This window comes from Pseudomonas sp. FFPRI_1 (genome assembly GCF_055384485.1).
This window is the reverse complement of the sequence record NZ_AP029168.1, coordinates 7,388,604-7,412,443: the sequence shown is the minus strand read 5'-3', so window position 1 is coordinate 7,412,443 and position 23,840 is coordinate 7,388,604. Positions and strand designations below refer to the sequence as shown.

At 61.9% G+C, this 23,840-nt stretch carries 22 protein-coding genes; 14 read left to right on the top strand and 8 right to left on the bottom strand.

Translation table 11 applies throughout. The annotated features are described in order from the left end of the window. Positions 1 to 57: 57 nt before the first annotated feature. From ACZ5BO_RS33410 to ACZ5BO_RS33390, 5 genes are all read left to right on the top strand, one after another. Positions 58 to 1,155, top strand: coding sequence for a polyamine ABC transporter substrate-binding protein (locus tag ACZ5BO_RS33410; RefSeq protein ID WP_025130956.1), 1,098 nt, complete (start codon positions 58 to 60; stop codon positions 1,153 to 1,155). A gap of 194 nt (positions 1,156 to 1,349) precedes the next feature. Then, positions 1,350 to 2,444, top strand: coding sequence for a polyamine ABC transporter substrate-binding protein (locus tag ACZ5BO_RS33405; RefSeq protein ID WP_464697560.1), 1,095 nt, complete (start codon positions 1,350 to 1,352; stop codon positions 2,442 to 2,444). 71 nt (positions 2,445 to 2,515) lie between these two features. Continuing rightward, entirely contained in the window at positions 2,516 to 3,658 is a 1,143-nt protein-coding gene (locus ACZ5BO_RS33400; protein ID WP_025130958.1) for an ABC transporter ATP-binding protein, read from the top strand. Between the two features lie 35 nt (positions 3,659 to 3,693). Next, on the top strand, positions 3,694 to 4,575 hold the full coding sequence (locus ACZ5BO_RS33395) for an ABC transporter permease subunit (protein WP_177330318.1): 882 nt from the start codon (positions 3,694 to 3,696) through the stop codon (positions 4,573 to 4,575). Next, entirely contained in the window at positions 4,572 to 5,462 is an 891-nt protein-coding gene (locus ACZ5BO_RS33390; protein ID WP_025130960.1) for an ABC transporter permease subunit, read from the top strand. Before ACZ5BO_RS33395 ends, ACZ5BO_RS33390 begins: the two co-directional genes overlap by 4 nt. Before the next feature lie 130 nt (positions 5,463 to 5,592). Here the strand turns inward: ACZ5BO_RS33390 and ACZ5BO_RS33385 are convergent, their stop codons facing one another. After that, complete coding sequence (locus tag ACZ5BO_RS33385) at positions 5,593 to 5,934, bottom strand: carboxymuconolactone decarboxylase family protein (protein WP_025130961.1); 342 nt, start codon at positions 5,932 to 5,934, stop codon at positions 5,593 to 5,595. Positions 5,935 to 6,045: 111 nt separating this feature from the next. Here ACZ5BO_RS33385 and ACZ5BO_RS33380 point away from each other — a divergent pair, with 111 nt between their 5' ends. Further along, the gene (locus tag ACZ5BO_RS33380) at positions 6,046 to 6,951 is read left to right on the top strand and encodes a cupin domain-containing protein (RefSeq protein WP_464697559.1); all 906 of its coding nucleotides are present in this window, start codon (positions 6,046 to 6,048) and stop codon (positions 6,949 to 6,951) included. A 32-nt stretch (positions 6,952 to 6,983) separates the two neighbouring features. Here ACZ5BO_RS33380 and ACZ5BO_RS33375 read toward each other — a convergent pair whose 3' ends face one another. Together ACZ5BO_RS33375 and ACZ5BO_RS33370 are read right to left on the bottom strand one after the other, a co-directional pair. Further along, positions 6,984 to 9,395, bottom strand: coding sequence for a penicillin acylase family protein (locus ACZ5BO_RS33375; protein ID WP_025130963.1), 2,412 nt, complete (start codon positions 9,393 to 9,395; stop codon positions 6,984 to 6,986). Between the two features lie 110 nt (positions 9,396 to 9,505). Continuing rightward, complete coding sequence (locus tag ACZ5BO_RS33370; protein ID WP_464697558.1) at positions 9,506 to 10,084, bottom strand: DUF6436 domain-containing protein; 579 nt, start codon at positions 10,082 to 10,084, stop codon at positions 9,506 to 9,508. A 109-nt stretch (positions 10,085 to 10,193) separates the two neighbouring features. Here ACZ5BO_RS33370 and bipL point away from each other — a divergent pair, with 109 nt between their 5' ends. Next, positions 10,194 to 11,132, top strand: coding sequence for a phospholipase BipL (gene bipL / locus ACZ5BO_RS33365; protein WP_464697557.1), 939 nt, complete (start codon positions 10,194 to 10,196; stop codon positions 11,130 to 11,132). 132 nt (positions 11,133 to 11,264) lie between these two features. On the opposite strand, the gene ACZ5BO_RS33360 is transcribed toward bipL, so the two are convergent. Next, positions 11,265 to 12,017 carry a DUF2059 domain-containing protein gene (locus tag ACZ5BO_RS33360; protein WP_025130966.1) on the bottom strand — a complete coding sequence of 251 codons (753 nt, stop codon included), beginning with the start codon at positions 12,015 to 12,017 and terminating at the stop codon, positions 11,265 to 11,267. A 429-nt stretch (positions 12,018 to 12,446) separates the two neighbouring features. Here ACZ5BO_RS33360 and ACZ5BO_RS33355 point away from each other — a divergent pair, with 429 nt between their 5' ends. Further along, a complete protein-coding gene (locus ACZ5BO_RS33355; RefSeq protein WP_025130967.1) occupies positions 12,447 to 13,079 on the top strand; it encodes a 2OG-Fe(II) oxygenase in 633 nt (210 codons plus the stop codon). Between the two features lie 2 nt (positions 13,080 to 13,081). Beyond that, positions 13,082 to 13,564: a 2-thiouracil desulfurase family protein gene (locus ACZ5BO_RS33350; RefSeq protein ID WP_464701418.1), complete on the top strand. Its 483-nt coding sequence runs from the start codon at positions 13,082 to 13,084 to the stop codon at positions 13,562 to 13,564. A gap of 93 nt (positions 13,565 to 13,657) precedes the next feature. Here ACZ5BO_RS33350 and ACZ5BO_RS33345 read toward each other — a convergent pair whose 3' ends face one another. Further along, the gene (locus ACZ5BO_RS33345) at positions 13,658 to 14,443 is read right to left on the bottom strand and encodes a transporter substrate-binding domain-containing protein (protein ID WP_025130969.1); all 786 of its coding nucleotides are present in this window, start codon (positions 14,441 to 14,443) and stop codon (positions 13,658 to 13,660) included. A 132-nt stretch (positions 14,444 to 14,575) separates the two neighbouring features. On the opposite strand from ACZ5BO_RS33345, the gene ACZ5BO_RS33340 reads away from it, so the two are divergent. Further along, a complete protein-coding gene (locus ACZ5BO_RS33340; RefSeq protein WP_025130970.1) occupies positions 14,576 to 15,013 on the top strand; it encodes a DUF4399 domain-containing protein in 438 nt (145 codons plus the stop codon). Between the two features lie 134 nt (positions 15,014 to 15,147). Here ACZ5BO_RS33340 and serA read toward each other — a convergent pair whose 3' ends face one another. Continuing rightward, a complete protein-coding gene (serA, locus tag ACZ5BO_RS33335) occupies positions 15,148 to 16,377 on the bottom strand; it encodes a phosphoglycerate dehydrogenase (RefSeq protein WP_025130971.1) in 1,230 nt (409 codons plus the stop codon). A gap of 203 nt (positions 16,378 to 16,580) precedes the next feature. On the opposite strand from serA, the gene ACZ5BO_RS33330 reads away from it, so the two are divergent. The 4 genes from ACZ5BO_RS33330 (at position 16,581) to ACZ5BO_RS33315 (ending at position 20,778) form a co-directional block, all read left to right on the top strand. Beyond that, complete coding sequence (locus tag ACZ5BO_RS33330) at positions 16,581 to 17,975, top strand: FAD-binding oxidoreductase (protein ID WP_464697556.1); 1,395 nt, start codon at positions 16,581 to 16,583, stop codon at positions 17,973 to 17,975. Between the two features lie 44 nt (positions 17,976 to 18,019). Then, positions 18,020 to 18,685, top strand: a complete 666-nt coding sequence (locus ACZ5BO_RS33325) for a fumarylacetoacetate hydrolase family protein (protein WP_025130973.1) — start codon at positions 18,020 to 18,022, stop codon at positions 18,683 to 18,685. A gap of 163 nt (positions 18,686 to 18,848) precedes the next feature. Then, the gene (locus tag ACZ5BO_RS33320; protein ID WP_464697555.1) at positions 18,849 to 19,781 is read left to right on the top strand and encodes an SdiA-regulated domain-containing protein; all 933 of its coding nucleotides are present in this window, start codon (positions 18,849 to 18,851) and stop codon (positions 19,779 to 19,781) included. A 94-nt stretch (positions 19,782 to 19,875) separates the two neighbouring features. Further along, on the top strand, positions 19,876 to 20,778 hold the full coding sequence (locus tag ACZ5BO_RS33315; RefSeq protein WP_025130975.1) for an SdiA-regulated domain-containing protein: 903 nt from the start codon (positions 19,876 to 19,878) through the stop codon (positions 20,776 to 20,778). On the opposite strand, the gene ACZ5BO_RS33310 is transcribed toward ACZ5BO_RS33315, so the two are convergent. Further along, positions 20,779 to 22,725 carry an autotransporter domain-containing protein gene (locus ACZ5BO_RS33310; protein ID WP_464697554.1) on the bottom strand — a complete coding sequence of 649 codons (1,947 nt, stop codon included), beginning with the start codon at positions 22,723 to 22,725 and terminating at the stop codon, positions 20,779 to 20,781. It abuts the gene before it with no gap. A 348-nt stretch (positions 22,726 to 23,073) separates the two neighbouring features. After that, positions 23,074 to 23,745 (bottom strand): ribose-5-phosphate isomerase RpiA, encoded by a 672-nt coding sequence (gene rpiA / locus ACZ5BO_RS33305; protein WP_464697553.1) that lies wholly within the window; start codon positions 23,743 to 23,745, stop codon positions 23,074 to 23,076. Between the last annotated feature and the right edge of the window lie 95 nt (positions 23,746 to 23,840).

Below are 23,840 nucleotides of genomic sequence, written 5' to 3'. Positions count from 1 at the left end.
CCGCTGAACGAGTGGTTAAAAAGAATAATTGGAGCATTACGCATGAAGGCATTAGGTATGAAGTTAGCTGGCAAGACCCTCCTCGCCATGTCCCTGATGGGCGTGATGGCGGCGGCAGCACAAGCGGACGATAAGGTGCTGCACGTTTACAACTGGTCCGATTACATCGCGCCGGACACCATCAAGAAGTTTGAAGCCGAATCGGGCATCAAGGTTGTCTATGACGTGTTCGACAGCAATGAAACTCTGGAAGCCAAGTTGCTCGCCGGCAAGTCCGGATATGACGTGGTAGTGCCTTCCAACAACTTCCTGGCCAAGCAGATCAAGGCCGGTGTCTACCAGGAACTGGACAAGTCCAAGTTGCCGAACTGGAAAAACCTCAACGAATCACTGCTCAAGGCGGTGTCGGTGAGTGACCCGGGCAACAAGCACGCCTTCCCTTACATGTGGGGCTCGATCGGTATCGGTTTCAACGCCGAGAAGGTCAAGGCCGCGCTGGGTGCCGATGCGCCGACCAACTCCTGGGACCTGCTGTTCAAGCCGGAAAACGCCGAGAAGTTGAAGTCCTGCGGCATCAGTTTCCTCGATTCGCCAACCGAGATGATTCCGGTGGCGCTGCACTACCTGGGCTATCCGACCGACAGCCAGGACAAGAAGCAACTGGCTGAAGCCGAAGCGTTGTTCCTCAAGATTCGTCCTTCGATCGGCTACTTCCATTCCTCCAAGTACATTTCCGACCTGGCCAACGGCAACATCTGCGTCGCCGTGGGTTATTCGGGTGACGTCTACCAGGCCAAGGCCCGCGCCGCCGAAGCCGGTGACAAGGTCAAGGTCAGCTACAACATCCCCAAAGAGGGTGCTGGCAGCTTCTACGATATGGTCGCCATCCCCAAGGATGCTGAAAACGTCGAAGGCGCCTACAAGTTCATGACCTTCCTGCAGAAGCCGGAAATCATGGCCGAGATCACCAACGCCGTGCGTTTCCCCAACGGTAACGCGGCTGCAACCCCATTGGTCGATAAAGACATCACCAGCGACCCGGGCATTTACCCACCTGCTGATGTACAGGCCAAGCTGTACGCGATTGCCGACTTGCCGGCCGCGACCCAGCGCATCCTGACCCGCAGCTGGACCAAGATCAAATCCGGTAAATAAGCCGGTTTGCAGCACTACCCTGTTGCCGTCGTCATGGCGAGGGCGGCAACAGGAAACAATTAAATGACAGAAAGTTTTGCTGGATTGGTTTATCGAGGGTAAGTTGCGCGCCGGTTTTGTTGCTGGGCAGTCCAGGGCTGTCAGGTAGCGCGGGGCCACTTGAGCCCAACTATTCAAGTTAAGAGGACCTCCACTTGCCTATTTCTTTATTTCGCAAGGCCATGCTGGTCGCCGCCAGCCTGACGCTGGTGGCTGGCGCTCAGGCGGCACCGACCGTGCATATTTATAACTGGTCCGATTACATCGGTCAGAACACCCTGGCCGAGTTCGAAAAGGCCACGGGTATCAAGCCGGTGTATGACGTATTCGATTCCAATGAAACCCTGGAAGGCAAGTTGCTGGCCGGGCGTACCGGCTATGACGTGGTGGTGCCGTCCAACCACTTCCTGGGCAAGCAGATCAAGGCCGGGGCCTTCCAGAAGCTCGACAAGAGCCTGCTGACCCATTATTCGAACCTTGACCCGGCCCTGCTCAAGCGCCTGGAAATGAACGATCCGGGCAACCAGTACGCGGTGCCGTACCTGTGGGGTACCAACGGCATCGGCTACAACGTGGACAAGGTCAAGGCCGCCCTGGGTGTGGACAAGATCGATTCCTGGAGCGTGTTGTTCGAGCCGGAGAACATCAAGAAGCTCAACAGCTGCGGCGTGGCTTTCCTCGATTCCGCCGATGAAATGATGCCTACGGTCCTCAACTACCTGGGGCTGAACGCCAACAGCACCAATCCCCAGGACTACAAGAAGGCCGAGGCCAAGCTCCTGGCGGTACGCCCTTACGTGACCTACTTCCATTCCTCCAAGTACATATCCGACCTGGCCAACGGCAATATCTGCGTGGCCATCGGCTTCTCCGGCGATGTGTTCCAGGCCAAGGCCCGGGCCGCGGATGCCGGCAAGGGCGTGAACATCGCCTACAGCATCCCGAAGGAGGGCGGTGCCCTGTGGTTTGACATGCTGGCGATTCCCAAGGATTCGACCAACGTCAAGGAAGCCCACGCCTTCATCAACTATTTGCTGCAACCTGAGGTGATTGCCCAGGTCAGTGACTACGTCGGTTACGCCAACCCCAACCCGGGGTCGGACAAGCTGATGGAGCAATCCATCCGCACCGATGAAGCGGTCTATCCACCGCAGGCAGTGCTCGAAAAGACCTATGTATCCACCGAGTTGCCACCCAATATCCAACGCTTGATGACCCGCAGCTGGACCAAGGTCAAGACGGGCAAGTAGTACTACAGGCTCAAACTATCCAAGGCCCGCCGGCGTGCGGCGGGCTGCAAATTTTGTTGGGAGTTTCGCAAATGGCAGTTGCCTCCGGCGCCTATAAGAAAGCCCTCGAGGGCGACCAGACACCTAAACAGGTGCTGGTCAAAATCGACCGGGTCACGAAGAAGTTCGACGAGACGGTTGCCGTGGACGACGTGTCCCTGGAAATCAAGAAAGGCGAGATCTTCGCCCTGCTCGGCGGCTCGGGTTCGGGCAAGTCCACCTTGCTGCGGATGCTGGCCGGTTTCGAACGGCCAACGGAGGGGCGAATCTTCCTCGATGGCGTGGACATCACCGACATGCCGCCCTACGAGCGGCCGATCAACATGATGTTCCAGTCCTATGCCTTGTTCCCGCACATGACCGTGGCGCAGAACATCGCCTTCGGCCTCAAGCAGGACAAGATCCCGACCGCTGAGGTCGACGCCCGAGTGGCGGAGATGCTCAAGCTGGTACAGATGAGCCAGTACGCCAAGCGCAAGCCGCACCAGCTTTCCGGTGGCCAGCGCCAGCGCGTGGCCCTGGCCCGCTCCTTGGCCAAGCGCCCGAAACTGCTGTTGCTCGACGAGCCCATGGGGGCCTTGGACAAGAAGCTGCGCTCGCAGATGCAGCTGGAACTGGTAGAGATCATCGAGCGCGTCGGCGTGACTTGCGTAATGGTGACCCACGACCAGGAAGAGGCCATGACCATGGCCGAACGCATCGCCATCATGCACCTGGGCTGGATCGCCCAGATCGGCAGCCCGATCGACATCTACGAGACGCCGGTCAGCCGCCTGGTGTGCGAGTTCATCGGCAACGTCAACATCTTCGAGGGCGAAGTGGTGGACGATGCCGAGGGCCATGCAGTGATCACCTGCAAGGACGTGGACCGCAGCATCTATGTCGGCCACGGCATCAGCACTTCGGTCCAGGACAAGTCGGTGACCTACGCCATTCGCCCGGAAAAGCTCCTGGTGACCGCCGAGATGCCGACCTGCGAATACAACTGGTCCAGCGGCAAGGTGCACGACATCGCCTACCTGGGCGGCCACTCGGTGTTCTACGTCGAGCTGCCGAGCGGCAAGCTGGTGCAATCCTTCGTCGCCAACGCCGAGCGCCGCGGCGCACGGCCGACCTGGGGTGACCAGGTCTATGTCTGGTGGGAAGACGACAGTGGCGTGGTACTGCGCTCATGAACATGCGAAAGCTCAAGCGCCGACTCAGTCGAATAATTCCCGGTGGCCGCCAGCTGGTCATCGGGGTCCCGTTCATCTGGCTGTTCCTGTTCTTCATGCTGCCGTTCTTCATCGTCCTGAAGATCAGCTTCGCTGAAGCGGACGTGGCTATCCCGCCGTACACCGAGATCTACAACTTCGTCGACCAGAAGCTGCAGGTGCTGCTCAACCTCGGCAACTACGCGATGCTGGGAGACGATGAGCTGTACATCGCCGCCTACCTCGGCTCGTTGAAGATGGCGTTTTTCAGCACCATCCTCTGCCTGCTGATCGGTTACCCGATGGCGTATGCCATCGCCACGGCGCGCAAGGAAATGCAGACCGTGCTGGTGCTGCTGATCATGATGCCGACCTGGACCGCGATCCTGATCCGCGTCTACGCCTGGATGGGCATCCTCAGCAACAACGGCCTGCTCAACGGCTTCCTGATGTCCATGGGCCTGATCAACGAGCCGCTGCAGATCCTCAACACCAACCTCGCGGTGTATATCGGGGTGGTCTATTCCTACCTGCCGTTCATGATCCTGCCGCTGTACGCCAACCTGGTGAAGCACGACCACAGCCTGCTGGAAGCGGCGTCCGACCTGGGTTCGAGTACGTTCAACAGCTTCTGGCAGATCACCGTGCCGCTGTCGAAGAACGGCATCATCGCCGGCTGCATGCTGGTGTTCATCCCGGTCGTGGGTGAGTTCGTGATTCCTGAGCTGCTGGGCGGCCCGGAAACCCTGATGATCGGTAAGGTGCTGTGGCAGGAATTCTTCAACAACCGTGACTGGCCGGTGGCTTCCGCCCTGGCGGTGGTGATGCTGGCGATCCTGATCGTGCCGATCATCCTGTTCAACCGCAGTCAGGCCAAAGAAATGGAGGGCAAGGAATGAAGCGCTTCAGTTTTTCCAGCCTGATGCTGGTGATCGGCCTGTTGTTCATCTATCTGCCGATGCTGATCCTGGTGATCTACTCGTTCAACGCCTCCAAACTGGTGACGGTATGGGGCGGCTGGTCGATCAAGTGGTACGTTGGCCTGCTGGACAACACCCAGCTGATGGGGTCGGTGGTGCGCTCGCTGGAGATCGCCTGCTACACCGCGATTGCCGCGGTGGCCCTGGGTACCCTGGCGGCGTTCGTGCTGACTCGCATCACTCACTTCAAGGGGCGCACGCTGTTCGGTGGCTTGGTCACCGCGCCGCTGGTCATGCCCGAGGTCATCACCGGTCTGTCGTTGTTGCTGCTGTTCGTGGCCATGGCGCAGATGATCGGCTGGCCCCAGGAGCGGGGGATCGTCACCATCTGGATCGCCCACACCACGTTCTGTGCGGCCTATGTGGCGGTGGTGGTGTCGGCGCGCCTGCGTGAGCTGGACCTGTCCATCGAAGAGGCGGCCATGGACCTTGGCGCGCGTCCGTGGAAGGTGTTCTTCCTGATCACCATCCCGATGATCGCGCCGTCCCTGGCAGCCGGCGGCATGATGTCCTTCGCCCTGTCCCTGGACGACCTGGTATTGGCCAGCTTCGTCTCCGGCCCGGGTTCCACCACCTTGCCGATGGAGGTGTTCTCGGCGGTGCGCCTGGGGGTCAAGCCGGAGATCAACGCCGTGGCCAGCCTGATTCTGCTGGCGGTGTCCCTGGTGACCTTCCTGGTCTGGTTCTTCAGCCGCCGTGCCGAAGAAGCCCGCAAGCGGGCGATCCAGCAAGCCATCGAAGAGAGCGCTGCCGACTCCTGGAAGCAGCCGGACGTGCGTCGCCCGCAGAGTGTGGAAACCGCCTGACCGGTGTATTGCCCTGAAAAAAACCTCGCCCCGGATTGGGAGCGAGGTTTTTTTTGCCCTGGGTTTCCCCTTCGTGCCGATCGGGATAACGCCGGGGCAAGCGCCACGTAGCGCGTTGCTCGCCGTAGGATCAGGGCTTCAGGCTGTCATACGCCTCCAGGGTGCGCAGCGAGTAGATATAGGCCGCCCCGGCGTTCAGCGAGATCGCCGTGGCCAGTGTCGCGGCCACTTCCTCGCGGGTGGCGCCAGCCTTGATCGCAGCGTCGGTGTGTACGCCAATGCAGCCGTCGCAGCGGGTGGTGATGGCCACGGCGATGGAAATCAGCTCGCGGGTCTTGGCGTCGAGCACGTTGTTTTCTTCAGCGGCTTCACCCAGGGCCATATAGGCCTGGACCATTTTCGGGTTGCTTCTGCCCAGGGAAGCAAAGGCTTTCTTGATGGTAGGCAGCAGTTCTGACCAGTTGTGGAACATCGTATTCACTCCGGGATGGGTTGGGGTGTACTGTTGCGACACCCTCAGTCTTGACCATCCTGGTGCGCCTCGTTTGTCCGATTCGCTCAGGTATCTGCCCGATACGCTCATATGAATGCCATCGATACTCTCATTGCCCAGGCCGGCGTTCGCGGCAGCCTCGATCTGCGCTGCCAGTTTCAAGGCGACTGGGCACTGGACCATTCCCAGGAGGCGTTGGGTACGGCGCCTTATCACATCGTGCTGGCGGGCGGCTGTCGGATCCAATTGCCTGACGGCCAGCGCCAGACGTTGCGCGCGGGCGACATTCTGCTGTTGCCCGGTGGTGCGGGGCATCTGCTGCTGAGTGCCGGGCGCGAGGTGGCGCCGAGCCTGCCGCGGGTGGAAGAGGGCGGTGTGTTGCCGGTGCATCGCTTCGGCGAGCCCGGCATCGAGCTGGATATGCTGTGTGGGCGTTTCCACTACAACCCGGCGTCCATGCTGCTGTCGGCCCTCCCACAGCATCTGGTCATTGGCGGCGCCGATCTGGCCGCCGACAGCTCGCTGAGGGCGTTGGTGCAGCTGTTGCGCAGTGAGGCAGAGGCAGAGCAACTGGGCGCGGGGGTTTTACTGGATGCGCTGTCCTCGGCCCTCTTCACCCTGATACTGCGGGCTTACCTGGCCCAGGTGCAGCCGTCGGCGGGGCCCCTTGCCCTGCTGAGTGACAAGCGCCTGAAACGGGCCTGGCAGGCCATGCTGGAGGCCCCGGCCAATGATTGGACCATTGAGCGCCTGGCGGGCATTGCGGCCATGTCCCGGGCCACTTTCATGCGGGTTTTCGTGCGTGTGGCGGGGGTATCGCCCTGGGTGTTGCTGACTCAGGTGCGTATGGAGCGTGCGTTCAATCTGCTGAGCCATTCGCCCCTGGGCTTGAACGAGATTGCCGCCCAGGTCGGTTATCAATCCCAGGCGGCGTTCAGCAAGAAGTTCAAGCAGGTCTACGGGCAGGCGCCAGGCCGGGTGCGTCGGGCCCTGTAGGTGACGCTTGCCGGCCATGGCTGACCTCTGCCTTATTGGACGGCGCGCGCCGGTAGCAGCTTCAGGGTGCTTCGGGTGTTGGCGGTGACTTCCTCGTCGCTGAAGTGCGCCTGCTGGTACACGCCCTCGATGAAGGCCTCGGCCTGATCGTCATAGTGCTTGTCGAACAGCACGCCGCTCTGGCCCACCGGGTTGATGGTCAGGCTATGGGCCGGGTCGGCGAAGTCGATGATGCGCCGGGTCGACGGGCCATACACCACCGACCAGGGCGCGGGGCCGATCTTGGCGGTGAGGTTGTTCGGCACTTCATGGCTGCCGGGAGCCTCCAGCGGACCGACGTTGAACAGGCGATCCAGGGGCTTCTGCATGCCCAGCGGATGGCCATGGGTCAGGGTATGGGCGGTGCCCCAGCGCCACTGCGCCGGGTTGTCTCCCAGGGTGCGCTTGAGGTGGTCGATGCTGGCGCGCCAGGCCACCTTCAGCGTATCGGCCCGGCTTTCACGTTGAGGCGTGGTGCGGTCGTCCCACCAGGGGGAGTCGGGATCCGCGGCCAGGCGCGGCAAGGCAGCATCCACCACCCGGGCCTGGATCAGGGCATCGAAATAGGCATCGCCGAGCTTTTCATGGAAGGTGGCGTTGGCCAGTTCGAACAGGAACTGGTTGAACAGGGTGGCGCTGGTGGAATCCAGCGGGTAGTCGCCTGGCCACTTCGCCAGTTGCTCCAGCAGTTTCAACTCTTCGGGAGCGCTGACCACTTCCCGCAGCACCGGCAGCAAGGGTGCCAGGAGGCGTGGGCCGTAGGCAGTGGTGGTACCCAGTTGCAGCTTCTGGGTGTTCTCCAGGTCCCACTTCAGGTTCTTGTCGCTGAGTTGCCGGTCCAGTTGCTGGCCGCGGTCGGCGAGGTTGTAGTAGCCGGGAATCTCCATGCCAGTGGGAGACACCGGCTGGAAGTTGGCCGAGACGATATAGCCCCGGGCCGGGTTTTCCTCCTGCGGATTGGCGCTGAAGGGGTAGAAGCCTTCCTTGTCCGCCATGGCGGTGCTGCCATCGAGAATGAACGCCGGCTTGGCGCCGACCGGGCGCTTGGGCAGCAGCGCAGACGCCCACCAGCCGATATCTCCCTTGGCACTGGCCCAGATGATGTTCAGGCCCGGTGCCTGGACCTTGGCCGAAGCCGCACGGGCCTTGGCCAGGGTGTCGGCGCGGTTGAGCTGGTAGAAACCGTCGAGGATCGGGTTCGGGGTTTCCAGAAAGGCCCACCACATGGCCACTGGGGCCTTGCCTACGGTGGTGCCGAGCATGTCGTTGATGATCGGGCCGTGGGGCGACTGGCGCAGGGTCAGGGTGACCGGTGCCTGGCCCTTGACCGCGATCTGCTGTTCGCTGCTGACCAGGTCGACCCATTTGTCCTGGTACCAGACCTGGTTGGGGTTCTGCGGGTTGAGCTTCTCGGCGATCAGGTCGAGGTCGTCGTTCTGGAACATCGTCAGGCTCCAGCCGAAGTCCAGGTTGTGGCCGAGAAAGGCGAAGGGTACCAGGGCCTGGTGATGACCATAGAGTTCGAAGCCGGGGGCCGAGAGCTGGGCCTCGTACCACACCGACGGCAGTGAGTAGCGGATATGCGGATCACCGGCCAGCAGTGCTCTGCCACTCTTGGTTCGGGCCCCTGCCACTGCCCAGGCGTTGCTGCCCTCGAACTGCGGCAGGCCTGCATCGGCCAGGGCTTGCTGGCTGAGGCGGGCGATCTGGCCCAGTTCCTGCCAATCGATGGCGGCCAGGGGCAGGGCGGCTTGCGACTTGCCCTTGGCCAGCACGCCCTTGGGCTGCCAGTCGAGGTCGAAGACCTTCAGGTAGTCATTACCCAATTGGTCGCGGATATAGGTCAGCAGCGGTTCTGTGCGAAAGGCCATGGCGAAGCTGTAGGCCATGAAGCCGGCAATGCTGATGGTGTCTTCTGCGGTGAACGGCCGCTTGTGGATGCCCAGGACGTCGAATTCGAGAGGGCTGGCGTGGCTGTCCTGATACTGGTTGATGCCGTCCAGATAGGCCTCCAGGGCCTTCCATGCGGGGGACTGGCGGTCGAGCCCGGCCACATAGCTGTCGGCGCGTTCGCGAATGCGCAGGCTGCGGAACAGTTTGTCGGTGTCCAGCAGCTTGGGGCCGAGGACTTCGGCCAGTTCACCGCGGGCCAGGCGCCGCAGGGACTCCATCTGGAACAGTCGGTCCTGGGCGTGGACATACCCCAGGGCGCGATACAGGTCGGCTTCGTTCTCGGCACGTATATGGGGCACGCCGCGCTCGTCGTAGCGCACGGTGACCGAGCCCTGCAGGCCTTTGAGTTCGACCTGGCCCTGGCGCGTCGGCTGCTTGCTGTACAGATAGGCGCCGGCCCCCGCCAGCAGGGCGAGGATCAGGATGGCGACGACGGTCAGGCTGCGTTTCATGGGGGCTCCTTGCTGTTGTTGTGTCCGGTGCCGTTCCGGGAGAGCTGCCAACATGTAGCACAAGTCTCGGGCTGCGCGTATGGGGCAGTCCTTGAATAGTCGCGAATGCCTTAGTCGGCAGCGGGTGGCCACGGGCAGTAGCAACCGACCGCCAGGGTATGGGTGGCGTTGACCGCGCGGTTCTCCTGCAGTGCTTGAAGGATGGGCTCGATGAAGCTGTTGCTGGAGTTGCAGGTCAGGCCTTCGCTGTAGGGGCCGAAGTAGGCCAGCTTGCCGCTGCGGTCCCAGATTGCCACGGCCGGGCTGGCGGGGATCTGTTCGGCTCCGGGCAGGTGCTCGAGGGTTTTCAACTGGCCCAGGGTGGCGGGCAACTGGCCGTGGCTGCCAGGCTTCTGCACCGCATAGAACTCCACGCCCCGGGGGCCGTAGATGTCGATCAGTTCGGCCAGATGCTGCTGGTTGCCGACGTTGCAGGGGCAGGCCGGGTCCCAGAAGTGCACCAGGCGGATCGCCCCGGGACCGGCCAGCTCGGCGGGCAGTTGCAGGGGATCGCCGGAGAACATCGCGGTGTGCTCGCTGAAGGTTCGCAGGTACCGTCCCTGGAACCAGTCGTAGGCAGCCCACAGCACCAGGGCGCAGATCAGTACAAGCAGGCTGGCTAGCAGGGTCGTGCGGTGGCGCTGGGGCATTGGGAACGGTCCTCGAAGGTCGCGTAGCTTGCCATGCTTGCCGCGACAGATGAATATCGCAGGCCGATAAAGCCTGTTTTGTTCCTGGTACCCCGTTTTGGAAACCCCCATGTCCGTGACCTTCGACCCCGATCATCTGCGCACCAGCCTGCAACCCTTGGTTGCCGGGCAGCCCTTGTCGGTGGAGGGGCAGGCCTACCAGCGCTTCTACGGTGTGGATTTTGCCGGGTGTGCCACGGTGCCGCGCAGCCGCCTGGGGCGTTTTCAGGTGGACGGTTTTGAGGTGGTCAGCCAGGTCTGGTGGCCGCAGGAACCACGGGCAACTCTATTCCTGTTCCATGGCTTCTACGACCACATGGGCCTGTATCGGCACGTGATCGAGTGGGCCTTGCAGCGCCAGTTCGTGGTGATTTCCTGCGACCTGCCCGGGCACGGCCTATCCAGTGGCGAGCGGGCCAGCATCGATGATTTCGCCGTATACCAGCGGGTGCTGCAAGGCTTGTTCGCCGAGGCCCGTTCTCTGGATCTGCCCCAGCCCTGGCACTTGTTCGGCCAGAGCACGGGAGGTGCGATCATCATGGATCACCTGCTGTTGCAGGGCAGCGAGAGTCCGGCCCAGGGGCAGGTCATGCTGCTTTCGCCCCTGGTGCGGCCGCGAGCCTGGGGTTGGTCGATGCTCAGTTATTACCTGCTACGGCCTTTTGTCACCGGGATTGCCCGGCGTTTCAGCGAGAACTCCAACGACCCGGACTTCCTTGCCTTTCTCCAGGTCGATCCGCTGCAGCCCCAGCGCCTGCCCACGGCCTGGGTCGGTGCACTGGCCCGCTGGATCAAGCGCCTGGAAGCGGCGCCCCGCAGCTCGAGGCAACCGGTGATCGTGCAGGGGCAGGCGGACATGACCGTGGATTGGGAGCACAACCTGCAGGTGATTCGCAGCAAGTTCGCCACACCCGAGGTGCTGATGCTGCCCGAGGCACGGCATCACCTGGCCAATGAAATTCCGTTGTACCGCGACCAGTATTTCGCCTTTCTTACCCAGCATGTCTGACCGGCCCTCTCCGAAACTGCGGCGTCGCCCGTAGCCGCTGCAGGCTGCGCTTTATCTGCGCGGCACTGCGCCGGCGGCGGCAGGGATGCTGAGAGAGGCCTGTTCTCCTGGCTATCGGGAGAAGGGGTGGGGTCAGGGCGCCAGGCTTGAGGTGCTCTGGCCCACGGCGAGGCCAGCGCGAATCGCTGCCAGGGCCGCTTGATAATAAGCCTTGCCTTCGCTGGACTCGGCAAAGGTTGCGAACTCTTCCAGCTCGGTGTCGGACAGCTCCCGATAGACATACAGCAGGGTGTTGTTCAGGTCATTGCCGATCTGTTGCATCAGGCGCTGGCGCTGGCCGTTGAGCATGCCCTGGGCCTGGCCGCCCCCCAGCAAGCCGGGAATCATCTGGCTCAGGCTGTCGGCGGCGACCCCGGCAATCGCCAGGCTGACTTCTGCCCCTGCTTCCCTGGCCGGCAGCGCTTGCGCCAGATGGCCGATGATCAGTTGGCGGTTGTCACTGGCCTGCATTTTCGGCAAGCCCTGGGCATTCTTGGCCAACTGGTCGCGACGGGTCGCCAGCAGTTCGGCGGCGACGATCTTGCGACCCAGGGGCGACTGGAAGAAGGCCAGTGCGGGTGCTGGATCCACCAGGTTCTGCCGCAGTTGTGCTTCGGCGCGACGGTCAACGGCCTGGGGCGCGAAGCGCTGGTTGCTGTTATCCACCAGGGCCTGGTAGACCGCCGGTGGCAAACTGTTCTGGTAGCGCTGCTGGGCGGCGCTGAGGGCATCATTGAAATGCGCGCGTTGTTCCGGCCAGCCGGCGACCTTGTACAACTGGTCGTAGCTGTCTGCCCAGGCAGGCAAGGCACAGAACATCAACAGTGAGAAAAGCAGACGACGCATAGGGACTCCTGTCAGCAGGCGACTATTCTCCGGGGCAAGGCGGTGGTTGTCGAGAATTCGTATCAGGTTCGTCCCCCGGCAAGTGCTGATGTCCGATGGCAGGTCGTGCCAGCGACCCGGTTGGGGCGCGGCAGGAGGCGTGGAGCATGCCTGGCCTGCTCCGGGCAAGGCTTGGGCGATAGCGCCGCGCGCCAGGCGGAGCGTGGCCTTTTTGGCGTGCTGGCAATAGTCTGCGAAGCGGCATTGCGGGGCTTGCCCTGGGCGCGATCCCTGGCGGTATCGCCTGTCATGCCTTGCACCTTTTGCGATGGCCATCGGGCTCGTCGGCAACGGTCTTCACTCCTGAAGTAATGACGGAAAAGTGCAGGTGAAAAAAATGCACCATCCTCCGCTCTGTGGCTCTGTCGGATTTATCCGATGCTGGATACTATGCGCGCCATGCACATACCCTCTGATCACCCGCTGTTGTTGCGAATCGTCGACGACCTGGCCGTTTGTGGCTGGTCGCAGCAGAGCATTTTCCTGCCCGAGGCTTTGACCCTCGAACTGGCGGCCGAGTGCCGCAAACGTGCAGCCGAAGGTGAGCTGGCTCCTGCAGCGGTGGGGCGAGGCCCGGCCCAGGAGATTCGCGAGGGGATTCGGGGCGATCACATCCAGTGGATCGAACCTGGCGAGGCTGGAGCCAGTGACACCTACCTGGGGCTGATGGACAGCCTGCGCGAGGCCTTGAATCGGGGGTTGTTTCTCGGGCTCGAGGATTTCGAATGCCACTTTGCGCTGTACCCGCCGGGCGCCTTCTACAAGCGTCACGTGGACCGTTTTCGCGATGACGACCGGCGCATGGTGTCGGCGGTGATCTACCTCAACTCGCAATGGCTGCCGGAGCACGGCGGACAGTTGCGCATGTACCTCAAAGACCAGGGGCAATACGATGTGGTCCCTGTAGGGGGGCAACTGGTGGTGTTTCTTTCCGGCGAGGTGCCCCATGAAGTCCTCCCCGCGACCCGCGAACGCCTTTCCCTGACGGGCTGGTTCCGGCGTCGTGGCAACGAGCCATTTTGATGATGCACAAGATTCTGGTCAGCCGCTGCCTGCTGGGTCACCGCGTACGCTACGACGGTGGGGCCAGCGGGCCGTTCGCTCAACTCGCCAGTTGGCAGCAGGAAGGGCGCGTGGTTGCCCTGTGCCCGGAAGTGGCCGGCGGTTTGCCGACGCCGCGGGCGGCGGCAGAGATTCCGGGCGGGCAGGGGGTGGACGTACTGGAGGGCAAGGCACCGGTGCTGACCCGCGACGGCGAGGACGTCAGCGGCGAGTTCCTCTGCGGTGCCCGGCAGGCCCTGGAGCTGGTGGAGAAACACGGGATTCGCATTGCCGTACTCAAGGCCAATAGCCCTTCCTGCGGCAATCTGCTGACGTATGACGGCACCTTCAGCGGGGTCCGGGTCCAGGGCGAAGGGGTTACCGCTGCGCTGCTGAGGCGCCACGGGGTCCGAGTCTTCAGTGAGTTGCAACTGGCCGAAGCCGCTGCTGCCCTGGCCGCCCTGTAGCCTTAGCTGCGGGTGGGACAGAGTCTGCCGGGCTTCCTGCGCCCTGGAAGTCCTCGGCACCCCCGCCCCATCGATGTCCTTGTAATTGCCGATCTACTGCCCGGCTTCGGCCTTGGGTGGCTTGCTCGCATCCATGCCGAACCATTTTTCCGACAGGGCCATCAGCCGCCCATCGGCCTTGATCCGTTGCAGGGCGCTGTCCAGGCTCGCACGAAAGGCCGGGCTGCCCTTCTGGAAGGGAATGGCCAGGCTCAGGGTCGGTCCTACCTTGGCGCCTTCCTTCACCGGCAGGCGGCTGTCACGAATGGCGTAGGGAATCAGCAGGCGGTCGCTGATGGCGGCATCGATCTGCTTGTCTGCCACGTCCTTGATCGGCTGCTGGGCATCGGGATAGCTGCGCAGGTTGATACCTTCCACCGTGCGCGCCTGATCGACGAACTGACTGCCCTGGGCCACGCCCAGCGCCTGGCCGCGCAGGGCCTGCAGGGAAAACAGCGGACGCTGCTCTTCCTTGCGCACGATCAACTGCGCACTGGAATAGCTGTAGGGCTCGCTGAAATCGAAACGATCCTTGAGTTCCGGGGTCACTGCTATGTGGTTGATGGCGACATCGAACCTGCCGCTTTCGACTCCGGGCAGCAAATCGGCGGACTCGGTCACCACGAAGTCCGCGCGCACGTCCAGTTCGCTGGCCAGCAATTGCCCCAACTCGACCTCGAAACCGGTCAGCTTGCCGTCATCCTTGAAGTTGAAGGGTGGCGTATTGGCTTCCAGGGCGATGCGCAGTTCCCCGCGGTCATTGATGTCGTCCATCAGTTCGGCTTGAGCGCAGGTGCTCACAAGGGGCAGCAAAAGTATCAGGCCAGGCAGGAAACGCATGGTCACTCCTTGAATTTATATGAGCGATGCGCCGTTCAGGCTCGCTTTGCTAAGGTGATGAGTGCCTTCGACAACGAATTGCCATGAAGTTGTCATCACCGTAAAAGATTTACGGAAAAACTGGAGAAGATAATGAAAAATTTTATGTCGCGTGCTGCCTTGACCGGTCTGTTGCTGGGGGCCTCGATGCTTGCCGGCGCAGCGGAAATCCCTCGGACCCCGGCTCCTGCCGGTGCCAAGGTGTTGATCGTTTCTCCCGCTGACGGGGCCACCGTGGACAAGACCTTCACGGTCAAATTCGGCATTGAAGGCATGGCCCTGGCCCCGGCTGGCGACCAGACCCCGAACACCGGCCATCATCACCTGCTGATCGACGTCGATCAGTTGCCGGCCGAGAACCTGCCGATCCCGATGGACGCCAACCACCTGCACTTCGGCAAGGCCCAGACCGAAACCGAAGTGACCCTGGCCCCGGGCAAGCACACCCTGCAACTGGAGCTGGCGGACAAGAACCACGTGCCCTTCAACCCGGTGATCGTCTCCAAGAAAATCACAGTAACGGTGAAATAAACGTAAATACCGCACAAAAAAGGGAGCCTATGAAGGCTCCCTTTTTGTGCAACTAGCTGCAAGGTTTCAGCTACAAGCCGCAAGTAAGAGCGGGCTCTGGCTTGCAGCTTGGAACTTGCCGCTGGTAGCTGCTTTTAGAACAGCACGCGGCAACGGATGGTGCCGTTGATGTGCTGCAGCTTCTCTTGCGCCAGGTCCGAGTACTCGGCGTCGACGTCGATCACCACGTAGCCGACCTTCTCGTTAGTCTGCAGGAACTGACCGGAGATGTTGATGCCGTTTTCGGCGAAGACCTTGTTGATCTCGCTCATCACGCCCGGGATGTTCTCGTGGATGTGCAGCAGACGGTGCTTGCCCGGGTGGGCCGGCAGCGCTACTTCCGGGAAGTTGACCGAGGACACCGAGGTACCGTTGTCGCTGTACTTGACCAGCTTCTCTGCCACTTCCAGGCCGATGTTGGCTTGGGCTTCAGCGGTGGAGCCGCCGATGTGCGGGGTCAGGATCACGTTGTCCAGGCCGCGCAGCGGGCTTTCGAACATTTCGTCGTTGGAGCGCGGCTCCACCGGGAACACGTCGATGGCGGCGCCGATCAGGTGCTTGTCCTTGATCGCGTCGGCCAGGGCGTCCAGCTCGACCACGGTGCCGCGGGCGGCGTTGATCAGGATCCCGCCCTTCTTGATGGCGCGGATTTCCTTCTCGCCGATCATCCACTGGGTGGCCGCGGTTTCCGGCACGTGCAGGGTGACGATATCGGACATGCCCAGCAGGTCGTGCAGGTTGCCTACCTGAGTGGCGTTGCCCAGGGGCAGCTTGGTCACGGTGTCATAGAAGAACACCTGCATGCCCAGGCCTTCGGCCAGGACCGACAGCTGGGTACCAATGGAGCCATAACCGACGATACCCAGCTTCTTGCCGCGGATTTCGAAGGAGTTGGCCGCGCTCTTGATCCAGCCGCCACGGTGGCAGGAAGCGTTTTTCTCGGGGATGCCGCGTAGCAGCAGGATGGCCTCGGCCAGCACCAGTTCGGCGACCGAACGGGTGTTGGAGTAAGGCGCGTTGAATACGGCGATACCGCGTTCGCGAGCGGCGGACAGGTCAACCTGGTTGGTGCCGATGCAGAAGCAGCCCACTGCGACCAGTTTCTTCGCGTGGTCGAAGATCTCTTCGGTCAGTTGAGTGCGGGAGCGAATGCCGATGAAGTGTGCATCGGCGATCTTTTCCTTGAGCTGGGCTTCCGGCAGAGAACCGGTGAGGTACTCGATGCTGGTGTAGCCGGCGGCCTTGAGGACGTCGACAGCGGATTGGTGGACGCCTTCGAGGAGAAGGAACTTGATCTTGCTCTTATCGAGAGAAGTCTTGCTCATCTGCGTAAACCTGTGTCCCGGAGAAAAATGGCAGGGAAGTGGACAGCTTGAGCTGACCTGGGCGGCACTGGGCCGACACCGCAGAAGGCCCTTGGGCACTCTGCTGCGGGGGCGGTATGCTAGCATACGCGCCCCGCTAAACACTCATTCCTGCGACGTGAAGCGTTCTCAGGATGACCATGAATTGTTCGAGAGTTCTGTCGATGACCAATCCTGCCCTGATTGATGAGCTGAAGACCCTGGTTGAGCCTGGCAAGGTGCTGACCGACGCTGACTCCCTGAATGCTTACGGCAAGGATTGGACCAAGCATTTCGCTCCGGCCCCGACGGCCATCGTGTTTCCCAAGACCACCGAGCAGGTCCAGGCCATCGTGCGCTGGGCCAATCAGCACAAGGTTGCCCTGGTGCCTTCTGGCGGGCGCACCGGGCTCTCGGCTGCTGCCGTAGCGGCCAACGGCGAAGTGGTGGTGTCCTTCGACTACATGAATCAGATCCTCGACCTGAACCTGACCGATCGCACCGCTGTGTGCCAGCCGGGTGTGGTCACCGAGCAGTTGCAGAACCTGGCGGAAGAAAACGGCTTGTACTATCCGGTGGATTTCGCCTCGGCAGGTTCCAGCCAGATTGGCGGCAACATCGGCACCAATGCCGGCGGAATCAAGGTCATTCGCTACGGCATGACCCGTAACTGGGTAGCCGGCATGAAAGTGGTCACCGGCAAGGGCGACCTGCTGGAACTGAACAAGGACCTGATCAAGAACGCCACCGGCTACGACCTGCGTCAGTTGTTCATCGGCGCGGAAGGCACCCTGGGCTTCGTGGTGGAAGCCACCATGCGCCTGGACCGGGCGCCGAAGAACCTGACGGCCATGGTCCTGGGGACCCCGGATTTCGATTCGATCATGCCGGTACTGCACGCGTTCCAGGGCAAGCTTGACCTCACGGCCTTCGAATTCTTCTCCGACAAGGCCCTGGCCAAGGTCCTGGCCCGCGGCGATGTCCCGGCGCCGTTCGAATCCGACTGCCCGTTCTATGCCCTGCTGGAGTTCGAAGCCACCACCGAGGAAGTGGCCAACCATGCCCTGGAAACCTTCGAGCACTGCGTCGAGCAGGGTTGGGTGCTGGACGGGGTGATGAGCCAGAGCGAGACCCAGTTGCAGAACCTGTGGAAGCTGCGCGAGTACATCTCCGAAACCATCTCCCACTGGACCCCTTACAAGAACGACATCTCGGTCACTGTCTCGAAAGTGCCGGCGTTCCTCGGGGAAATCGACGCGATTGTCGGCAAGCACTACCCGGATTTCGAAATCGTCTGGTTCGGCCACATCGGCGACGGCAACCTGCACCTGAACATCCTCAAGCCGGACAACCTGAGCAAGGACGAGTTCTTCGCCAAGTGCGCCACGGTCAACAAGTGGGTGTTCGAAACCGTCGAGAAGTACAACGGTTCGATTTCCGCCGAACATGGCGTGGGCATGACCAAGCGCGACTACCTGACCTACAGCCGCTCGCCGGTGGAGATCGACTACATGCAGGCGGTCAAGGCGGTGTTCGACCCCAACGGCATCATGAACCCGGGCAAGATCTTCGCTGTTTGAGCCCAAGCAGCGTCCTGATAAAGCAGACGAGCAGGAGTCGGTAAATGAGCTATCAGCACCAGTATGTCGACGGAACCCGGATTCATTTCCCGGTGGGCAAGGTGGTATGTATCGGTCGCAATTACGCCGAGCATGCCAAGGAGCTGGATAACCCAGTTCCTACCGAGCCCCTGCTGTTTATCAAGCCGGGCAGTTGCGTGGTGCCACTGGAAGGCGGTTTTGCCATTCCCACCGAGCGTGGCTCGGTGCACTACGAAGCCGAGATCGCGGTGCTGATCGGCAAGCCGCTGTCCACCAAGCCCAGCCGTGAAGAAGTGCTGGATGCCATTTCCGGTTTCGCCCCAGCGCTGGACCTGACCCTGCGCGACAAGCAGGCCGAGCTCAAGGCCAAGGGGCTGCCTTGGGAAATTGCCAAGTGTTTTGACGGCGCAGCGGTGATCGCGCCGTTCGTGGTGGGCAGCACCTTTGCCGATCTGACCGACATCGGCATTCGCCTGACCATCAATGGCGAAGTGCGCCAGGATGGCAACAGCAGCGTCATGCTCAACCCGATCGTGCCGATGATCCAGTACATGGCCGGCTGTTTCTCGCTGCAGGCCGGTGACGTGATCCTGACCGGTACCCCGGTCGGGGTCGGGCCGTTGAACGTCGGTGATGAGCTGGTGCTGGAGTTGCCGGGCGCCAGTCGTTTCACCAGCAGCGTCCGCTGATCCGAAACTTTTTGCGGGTGGCACGGGAATGCCGTGCGCCTCGCAGAAAGGGCGCTGCCTTTTACCGTTTTTTCACATATCTTCCGGATAATTCCCAAGTTTATGGTTCGCGAACCTGAAATTCGTGTGCTATTACCTATGGCCGATCTCTGGAACTCTTGTGATGGATGCCCCCCCTCTGTCTGACCCTCATGGTGTTCGCCGATTGCGTGTGCGGCTGCGCATGCGCTGGTATTCCTGGCTGTTGCTGGTGGGCGTGATCGCTTATGGCGTTGCCAGCATCATGCATTGGGATGACCGCGGCGCCCTCTGGGTGCAGGAGGGGTTCGTCGAGCCTGCCGAACGTAGCGCCAGTATCTGGCTGCCCGCCTACCGTGCGGTCATCGATGCCAAGGCATTGCCTGGCATGGAGCGCGATGAGGCTTCCGACCTGGCCTATAGCCCGCAAACCAAGACCCTGTTCTCGGTCATGGGCAAGCACCCGTTCCTGGCCGAGCTGACGCTGCAAGGCGAGGTCCTGCGCAAAATCCCCCTGGTGGGCTGGAGCAACCCGGAAGGGGTGACGGTCATGGAAAACGGCCTGTTGGCGATTGTTGACGAGCGCCAGCATTCGCTGGTGATCGTCAAGGTCGATGCTGCCACCAAGGAGCTGAATATCGCCGACTTCCCGAGCTACGACCTGGGCCCTTCTGCAGACCAGAACAAGGCGTTCGAAGCGATCGCCTGGAATCCGCGCAAGCAGCAGCTGTTGCTGGGTGAGGAGCGTCCTCCAGCGCTGTTCACCTGGAGCAGCGATGGCAGCCAGGTCCTCAAGGGCGACAAGCAGAAGCTGCCCAGCGACGAACTGGACCTGCGCAACCTGTCTGCCCTGGGCATCGATCCACGTACAGGCCACACCCTGGTGCTGTCGGCCGACTCCCATTTGCTGCTGGAGCTGGACGAGGCGGGCGAGCAGGTCAGCTTCATGGCGCTGCTCGGTGGTTTCAACGGCCTGAAAAGCACCATTCCCCGCGCCGAGGGCGTGGCCATGGACGAGGCCGGCAACCTGTACATCGTCAGCGAGCCCAACCTGTTCTATCGCTTCGAAAAGCAATAAGCCTTCCGACTCCGGCCTGTACCCGGCCGATTAAGTTTGAATTCAGTCAGCTGTGATATTTCATCAGCCTGTCCTGAATTCGAGCTTTTCGACCATGTACCGCCTGACCCGTCTGCACCCTGCCTTCCTGATCCTTGGCCTGCTGGTCGTCCTGCTGGCGGTCTTGGCCCACAATCACCGCCTGTGGCAGCGGGCCTGGTTTGACTGGCAGTCCCTCTGGCAGGCCGCCGACCCTCAGTCGCTGGGGCTTGGCGACTATCGTGCGAGTCTCCAGGCGCAGCCTATCCAGGGGCTCGACGAAGTCTCGGCCTTGACCTACGACCCACTGCGCAAGAGCCTGTTCACCGTCACCAACAAGAACTCCGAACTGATCGAGCTCTCCCTGGATGGGCAGATCCTGCGCCGTATCGATCTGCTGGGGTTCGGCGATCCCGAGGCGGTGGAGTTCATCAGTGCCGACACCTATGTGATCAGCGACGAGCGCCAGCATCGGCTGATCAAGATCCAGTTGCGCGACGACACCACTTTTATCGATGCCGCGGATGCCGAACAGATCAGCCTGGGTGTTCATATGAGTGGTAACAAGGGGTTCGAAGGGCTGGCCTACGATGCCTCGGGCAAGCGTCTGTTCGTGGCCAAGGAGCGGGACCCCATGCTGATTTACGAGGTCCACGGGTTTCCCCATTTCAAACCGGAAAAAAACTACTCGGTGCACGTCATCAACAACCCCAAGCGCGATGCCGGGCTGTTTGTGCGTGATCTGTCTAGCCTGCAGTACGACGAGCGCAGCGGCCACTTGCTGGCGCTGTCCGATGAGTCGTTTCTGGTGCTGGAGTTGGACATCGACGGCCGCCCGCTGAGCAGTCTCTCGCTGCTCGGCGGGCGCCATGGCCTGAAAAATCGTGTCCCTCAGGCGGAAGGGATCGCCATGGATGACGAAGGCTCGCTGTATCTGGTCAGCGAGCCGAACCTGTTCTATGTGTTCAAGAAGCCCTGATCAGAACATCCACTGCACGCCCAGTGAATAGCCGGTCTGGCTCCCTTCGGCATGCCCAAGGCGGCTGTTGAGCTCGGCGTATATGCCCAGTTGTGGGGTGATCGCCAACTGGCTGCCGACTTGCGCGCGGCCAAAGCTCTTGTCCACTGAGCCCAGTTTGGCCGTGCGCGCCTGGCCATCGGCGTGGGCGGTTAATTGCAGGTCATCGAGGCGGCCGTCGGCCAGTTCCTTGACCCAGGCGATGTCGCCGTAAGGCAGAAGGCTCAAGCCGTAGGGCAGGGCAACGGCGCCGCGCACGCGCCAGCCAAGGCTGGCTTCCAGGGAGTCGAAAGACTGCTCTTGGTACTCCAGCGCGGTGCGCAGATCCTGTTTCTCATGGAATTTGTCGATACGGTAATGGGTGTAGTCCAGTCCGGCGAATGGCCCGCTTTTGATGGCGCCGAAGTCGAAGTCATAACCGCCCAGTACGCGCGCGCCCAAGGACAGCGCGTCGGTGTTGCCGCTCAGTTGCTGGTTGAGCAGGATCGGGCCGCCACTGGCCTGGATCAGCAGGTTGCGCTTGGCATCAAAGCGTGTGCGGCCGACGTTCAAGTCGCCGGCCAGCCAGCTCGGTCCGCCATCATTGAGCAAGGCGTAGACCGCCGCCTGCCAGGTGTCGCTGTCCAGTTTGCCGCGGTGCTCCAGCTTGTCGCGACTATTGAGGTAGCTGAGGCTGGCGCCGATGTTCAGGTTGGAGCTCAGCTGGTAGTCGCCCAGGGCATGTACGCCCAGGCGCCGGGCGTCACGGTTGAGCGGGCTGTCGAAGCCGCTGTCTGGGGTGTATTCGCCGTCCACGCCCACTTCGCCATCGAAGCTGCCGACCTCGCGGCTGGCCGCCTGAAGCGTCAGCCAGCGCCGATCATGCAGGCGCACCATGGCTTGGTGCTGGCGTTGCAGGTTGTCTTGCATGTTGCGCGCAACGGCACCGCCGGAGGCCGTTGAGGCCATCAGGTCGGCGTTGGTCAGCTCGAGCACCAGGCGGCTGAGCAGGCGCGAATAGTCGCGCAGGCGCTGGTTGATGCGTTCCTGGCCGAAGGCATCGGTGAGCACGGCTTTGTTGTCCTCTGCCGGGTCGTGCCAGGTCGAGCCGCCAGGGATTTTCGGGTTGTTGGTCTGGGTGTAGCCGTCCAGGGCGCCCAGCTCCCAGTTGGTGGCTTCTATATACAGAATCGGGATGTTCAGCGGCTCGAAAGGCTCGCCATCACTGCAGCAGCCGGTGCCTTTGGGGTATTGCGGGTCCAGGCCGGGATTGGTGAACAGCGGAATGTTCAATTCCTTGGCAATCTGGAAAGTGTGTTCGCGCAATGACGCCAAGGCCGGGTTGGCGGTGCTGTTCTGGCCGGCGTGGGCGTACATCATGTCGCCGGTGATCAGGCTGTCGAGGTTGATCATCGCCAGCATGTTGGCCCGTTGGCTGGCGCTCAGTGAGTCGACAAAGGCTTTGGAGCCGCGCAGGCCTTCCTCTTCGGCGCCGAAGCCGACAATCTGCAGGCCGTTTTCCAATTGCAAGCCGCCAAGGTTCTTCGCCACCTCGGTCAGCACGCTGGCGCCAGAGCCGTTGTCGTCCAGGCCTTGCAAGGTAGGGCGGCCAAAGTAGGTGTCGAAATGCGCACCGATCACCACGTATTGCGGCTTGGTGCCGGCGGCGTAGGCCACCACGTTCTGCGAGGCGCGACTGCCGTTGTTCCAAGTGAAGTTCTGGCGGCTGATGCTATAGGCCGAGCCCATCTGGCTTTGCATCCAATCTGCCGCGCCGATGAAATTGGCGGTGCCGCGATACCGGCCGGGGTAGTCGTTGATCAACTTTTCCAGGGTGGTATTGGCGTGCTGGCCGTAATCGTAGGCCTGGGTTTGCGTTGCCAGCAGGCTGCCGATAACGCTGATTGCGAGGGCGAGGGGCTTTATCACAAAGTCTTCCTTGAGCTGAGAAGGAGGGGTTAAGCCCAGACCCTTTGCACGATGCGCGCCTCATTCCCTGGGCGATTGCTAAGTGGCGCATTGTTAAACGCGTGGGTCGCCTGGCTGTAATTTGTAACGGATTTGATACCAATGAAGGCGTGGGATGCCGTGACTCAGTGCACGGTTTTGGAGAGGCATGCTGCGAAAAGTAGCGTTTTTGTTACACGGATCGGGTGAGCGAGCAGGATTGAATGTGGGAGCGGACCTGCCTGCGATGGCGCCACCTCGGTGCTACTGGCACACCGATTCGTTTGCATCGCAGGCAAGCCAGCTCCTGCATGAAGCTGGCCGTGCGCTTTAGGCGTTGAGGGTTTTCACCCCTTCCGAAGTCCCCAGCAGCAGTACGTCTGCCGGGCGCGCGGCGAACAGGCCATTGGTGACCACGCCGACAATGGCGTTGATCTGGCTTTCCAGCTCCACCGGGTTGGTGATCTGCATGTTGTGCACGTCGAGGATGATGTTGCCGTTATCGGTCAGCACGCCTTCGCGGTACACCGGATCACCGCCCAGCTTCACCAGTTCCCGGGCTACGTGGCTGCGGGCCATGGGGATCACTTCCACAGGCAGCGGGAAGTTGCCCAGTACCGGCACCAGCTTGCTGGCGTCGGCGATGCAGATGAAGGTCTTGGCCACGGCGGCAACGATCTTCTCGCGGGTCAGGGCAGCGCCACCGCCCTTGATCAGGTTCAGGTGCTCGTCGCTTTCGTCGGCGCCGTCGATGTAGAACTCCAGGTCGCTGACGGTGTTCAGTTCATACACCGGAATCCCGTGGCCCTTGAGGCGCGCGGCGGTGGCTTCGGAGCTGGCCACGGCGCCGTCGAAGGCGCCCTTGTGCAGGGCCAGGGCATCGATGAAGCAGTTGGCGGTGGAGCCGGTGCCGACCCCGACGATGCTCTTGTCGTCGAGTTTCGGGAGGATAAGGTCGACGGCGGCCTGGGCGACAGCCTGTTTGAGTTGATCCTGGGTCATGCGGGCTCCGAAGCGGGCAAGGGGGGGGCACAAAGGCCGGCATTATAGGCGCCGGCGCAGGTCAGGTCATTGCCCGTTTGGCTAATCGGCCGGGG

Coding starts and splice junctions, on each gene's coding strand:
- ACZ5BO_RS33410 (WP_025130956.1), top strand. CDS start 58: ATGAAGTTAGCTGGCAAGACCCTCCTCGCCATGTCCCTGATGGGCGTG.
- ACZ5BO_RS33400 (WP_025130958.1), top strand. CDS start 2,516: ATGGCAGTTGCCTCCGGCGCCTATAAGAAAGCCCTCGAGGGCGACCAG.
- ACZ5BO_RS33390 (WP_025130960.1), top strand. CDS start 4,572: ATGAAGCGCTTCAGTTTTTCCAGCCTGATGCTGGTGATCGGCCTGTTG.
- ACZ5BO_RS33385 (WP_025130961.1), bottom strand. CDS start 5,934: ATGTTCCACAACTGGTCAGAACTGCTGCCTACCATCAAGAAAGCCTTT.
- ACZ5BO_RS33380 (WP_464697559.1), top strand. CDS start 6,046: ATGAATGCCATCGATACTCTCATTGCCCAGGCCGGCGTTCGCGGCAGC.
- ACZ5BO_RS33375 (WP_025130963.1), bottom strand. CDS start 9,395: ATGAAACGCAGCCTGACCGTCGTCGCCATCCTGATCCTCGCCCTGCTG.
- ACZ5BO_RS33370 (WP_464697558.1), bottom strand. CDS start 10,084: ATGCCCCAGCGCCACCGCACGACCCTGCTAGCCAGCCTGCTTGTACTG.
- bipL (WP_464697557.1), top strand. CDS start 10,194: ATGTCCGTGACCTTCGACCCCGATCATCTGCGCACCAGCCTGCAACCC.
- ACZ5BO_RS33360 (WP_025130966.1), bottom strand. CDS start 12,017: ATGCGTCGTCTGCTTTTCTCACTGTTGATGTTCTGTGCCTTGCCTGCC.
- ACZ5BO_RS33355 (WP_025130967.1), top strand. CDS start 12,447: ATGCGCGCCATGCACATACCCTCTGATCACCCGCTGTTGTTGCGAATC.
- ACZ5BO_RS33350 (WP_464701418.1), top strand. CDS start 13,082: ATGCACAAGATTCTGGTCAGCCGCTGCCTGCTGGGTCACCGCGTACGC.
- ACZ5BO_RS33345 (WP_025130969.1), bottom strand. CDS start 14,443: ATGCGTTTCCTGCCTGGCCTGATACTTTTGCTGCCCCTTGTGAGCACC.
- ACZ5BO_RS33340 (WP_025130970.1), top strand. CDS start 14,576: ATGAAAAATTTTATGTCGCGTGCTGCCTTGACCGGTCTGTTGCTGGGG.
- serA (WP_025130971.1), bottom strand. CDS start 16,377: ATGAGCAAGACTTCTCTCGATAAGAGCAAGATCAAGTTCCTTCTCCTC.
- ACZ5BO_RS33330 (WP_464697556.1), top strand. CDS start 16,581: ATGACCAATCCTGCCCTGATTGATGAGCTGAAGACCCTGGTTGAGCCT.
- ACZ5BO_RS33325 (WP_025130973.1), top strand. CDS start 18,020: ATGAGCTATCAGCACCAGTATGTCGACGGAACCCGGATTCATTTCCCG.
- ACZ5BO_RS33320 (WP_464697555.1), top strand. CDS start 18,849: ATGGATGCCCCCCCTCTGTCTGACCCTCATGGTGTTCGCCGATTGCGT.
- ACZ5BO_RS33315 (WP_025130975.1), top strand. CDS start 19,876: ATGTACCGCCTGACCCGTCTGCACCCTGCCTTCCTGATCCTTGGCCTG.
- rpiA (WP_464697553.1), bottom strand. CDS start 23,745: ATGACCCAGGATCAACTCAAACAGGCTGTCGCCCAGGCCGCCGTCGAC.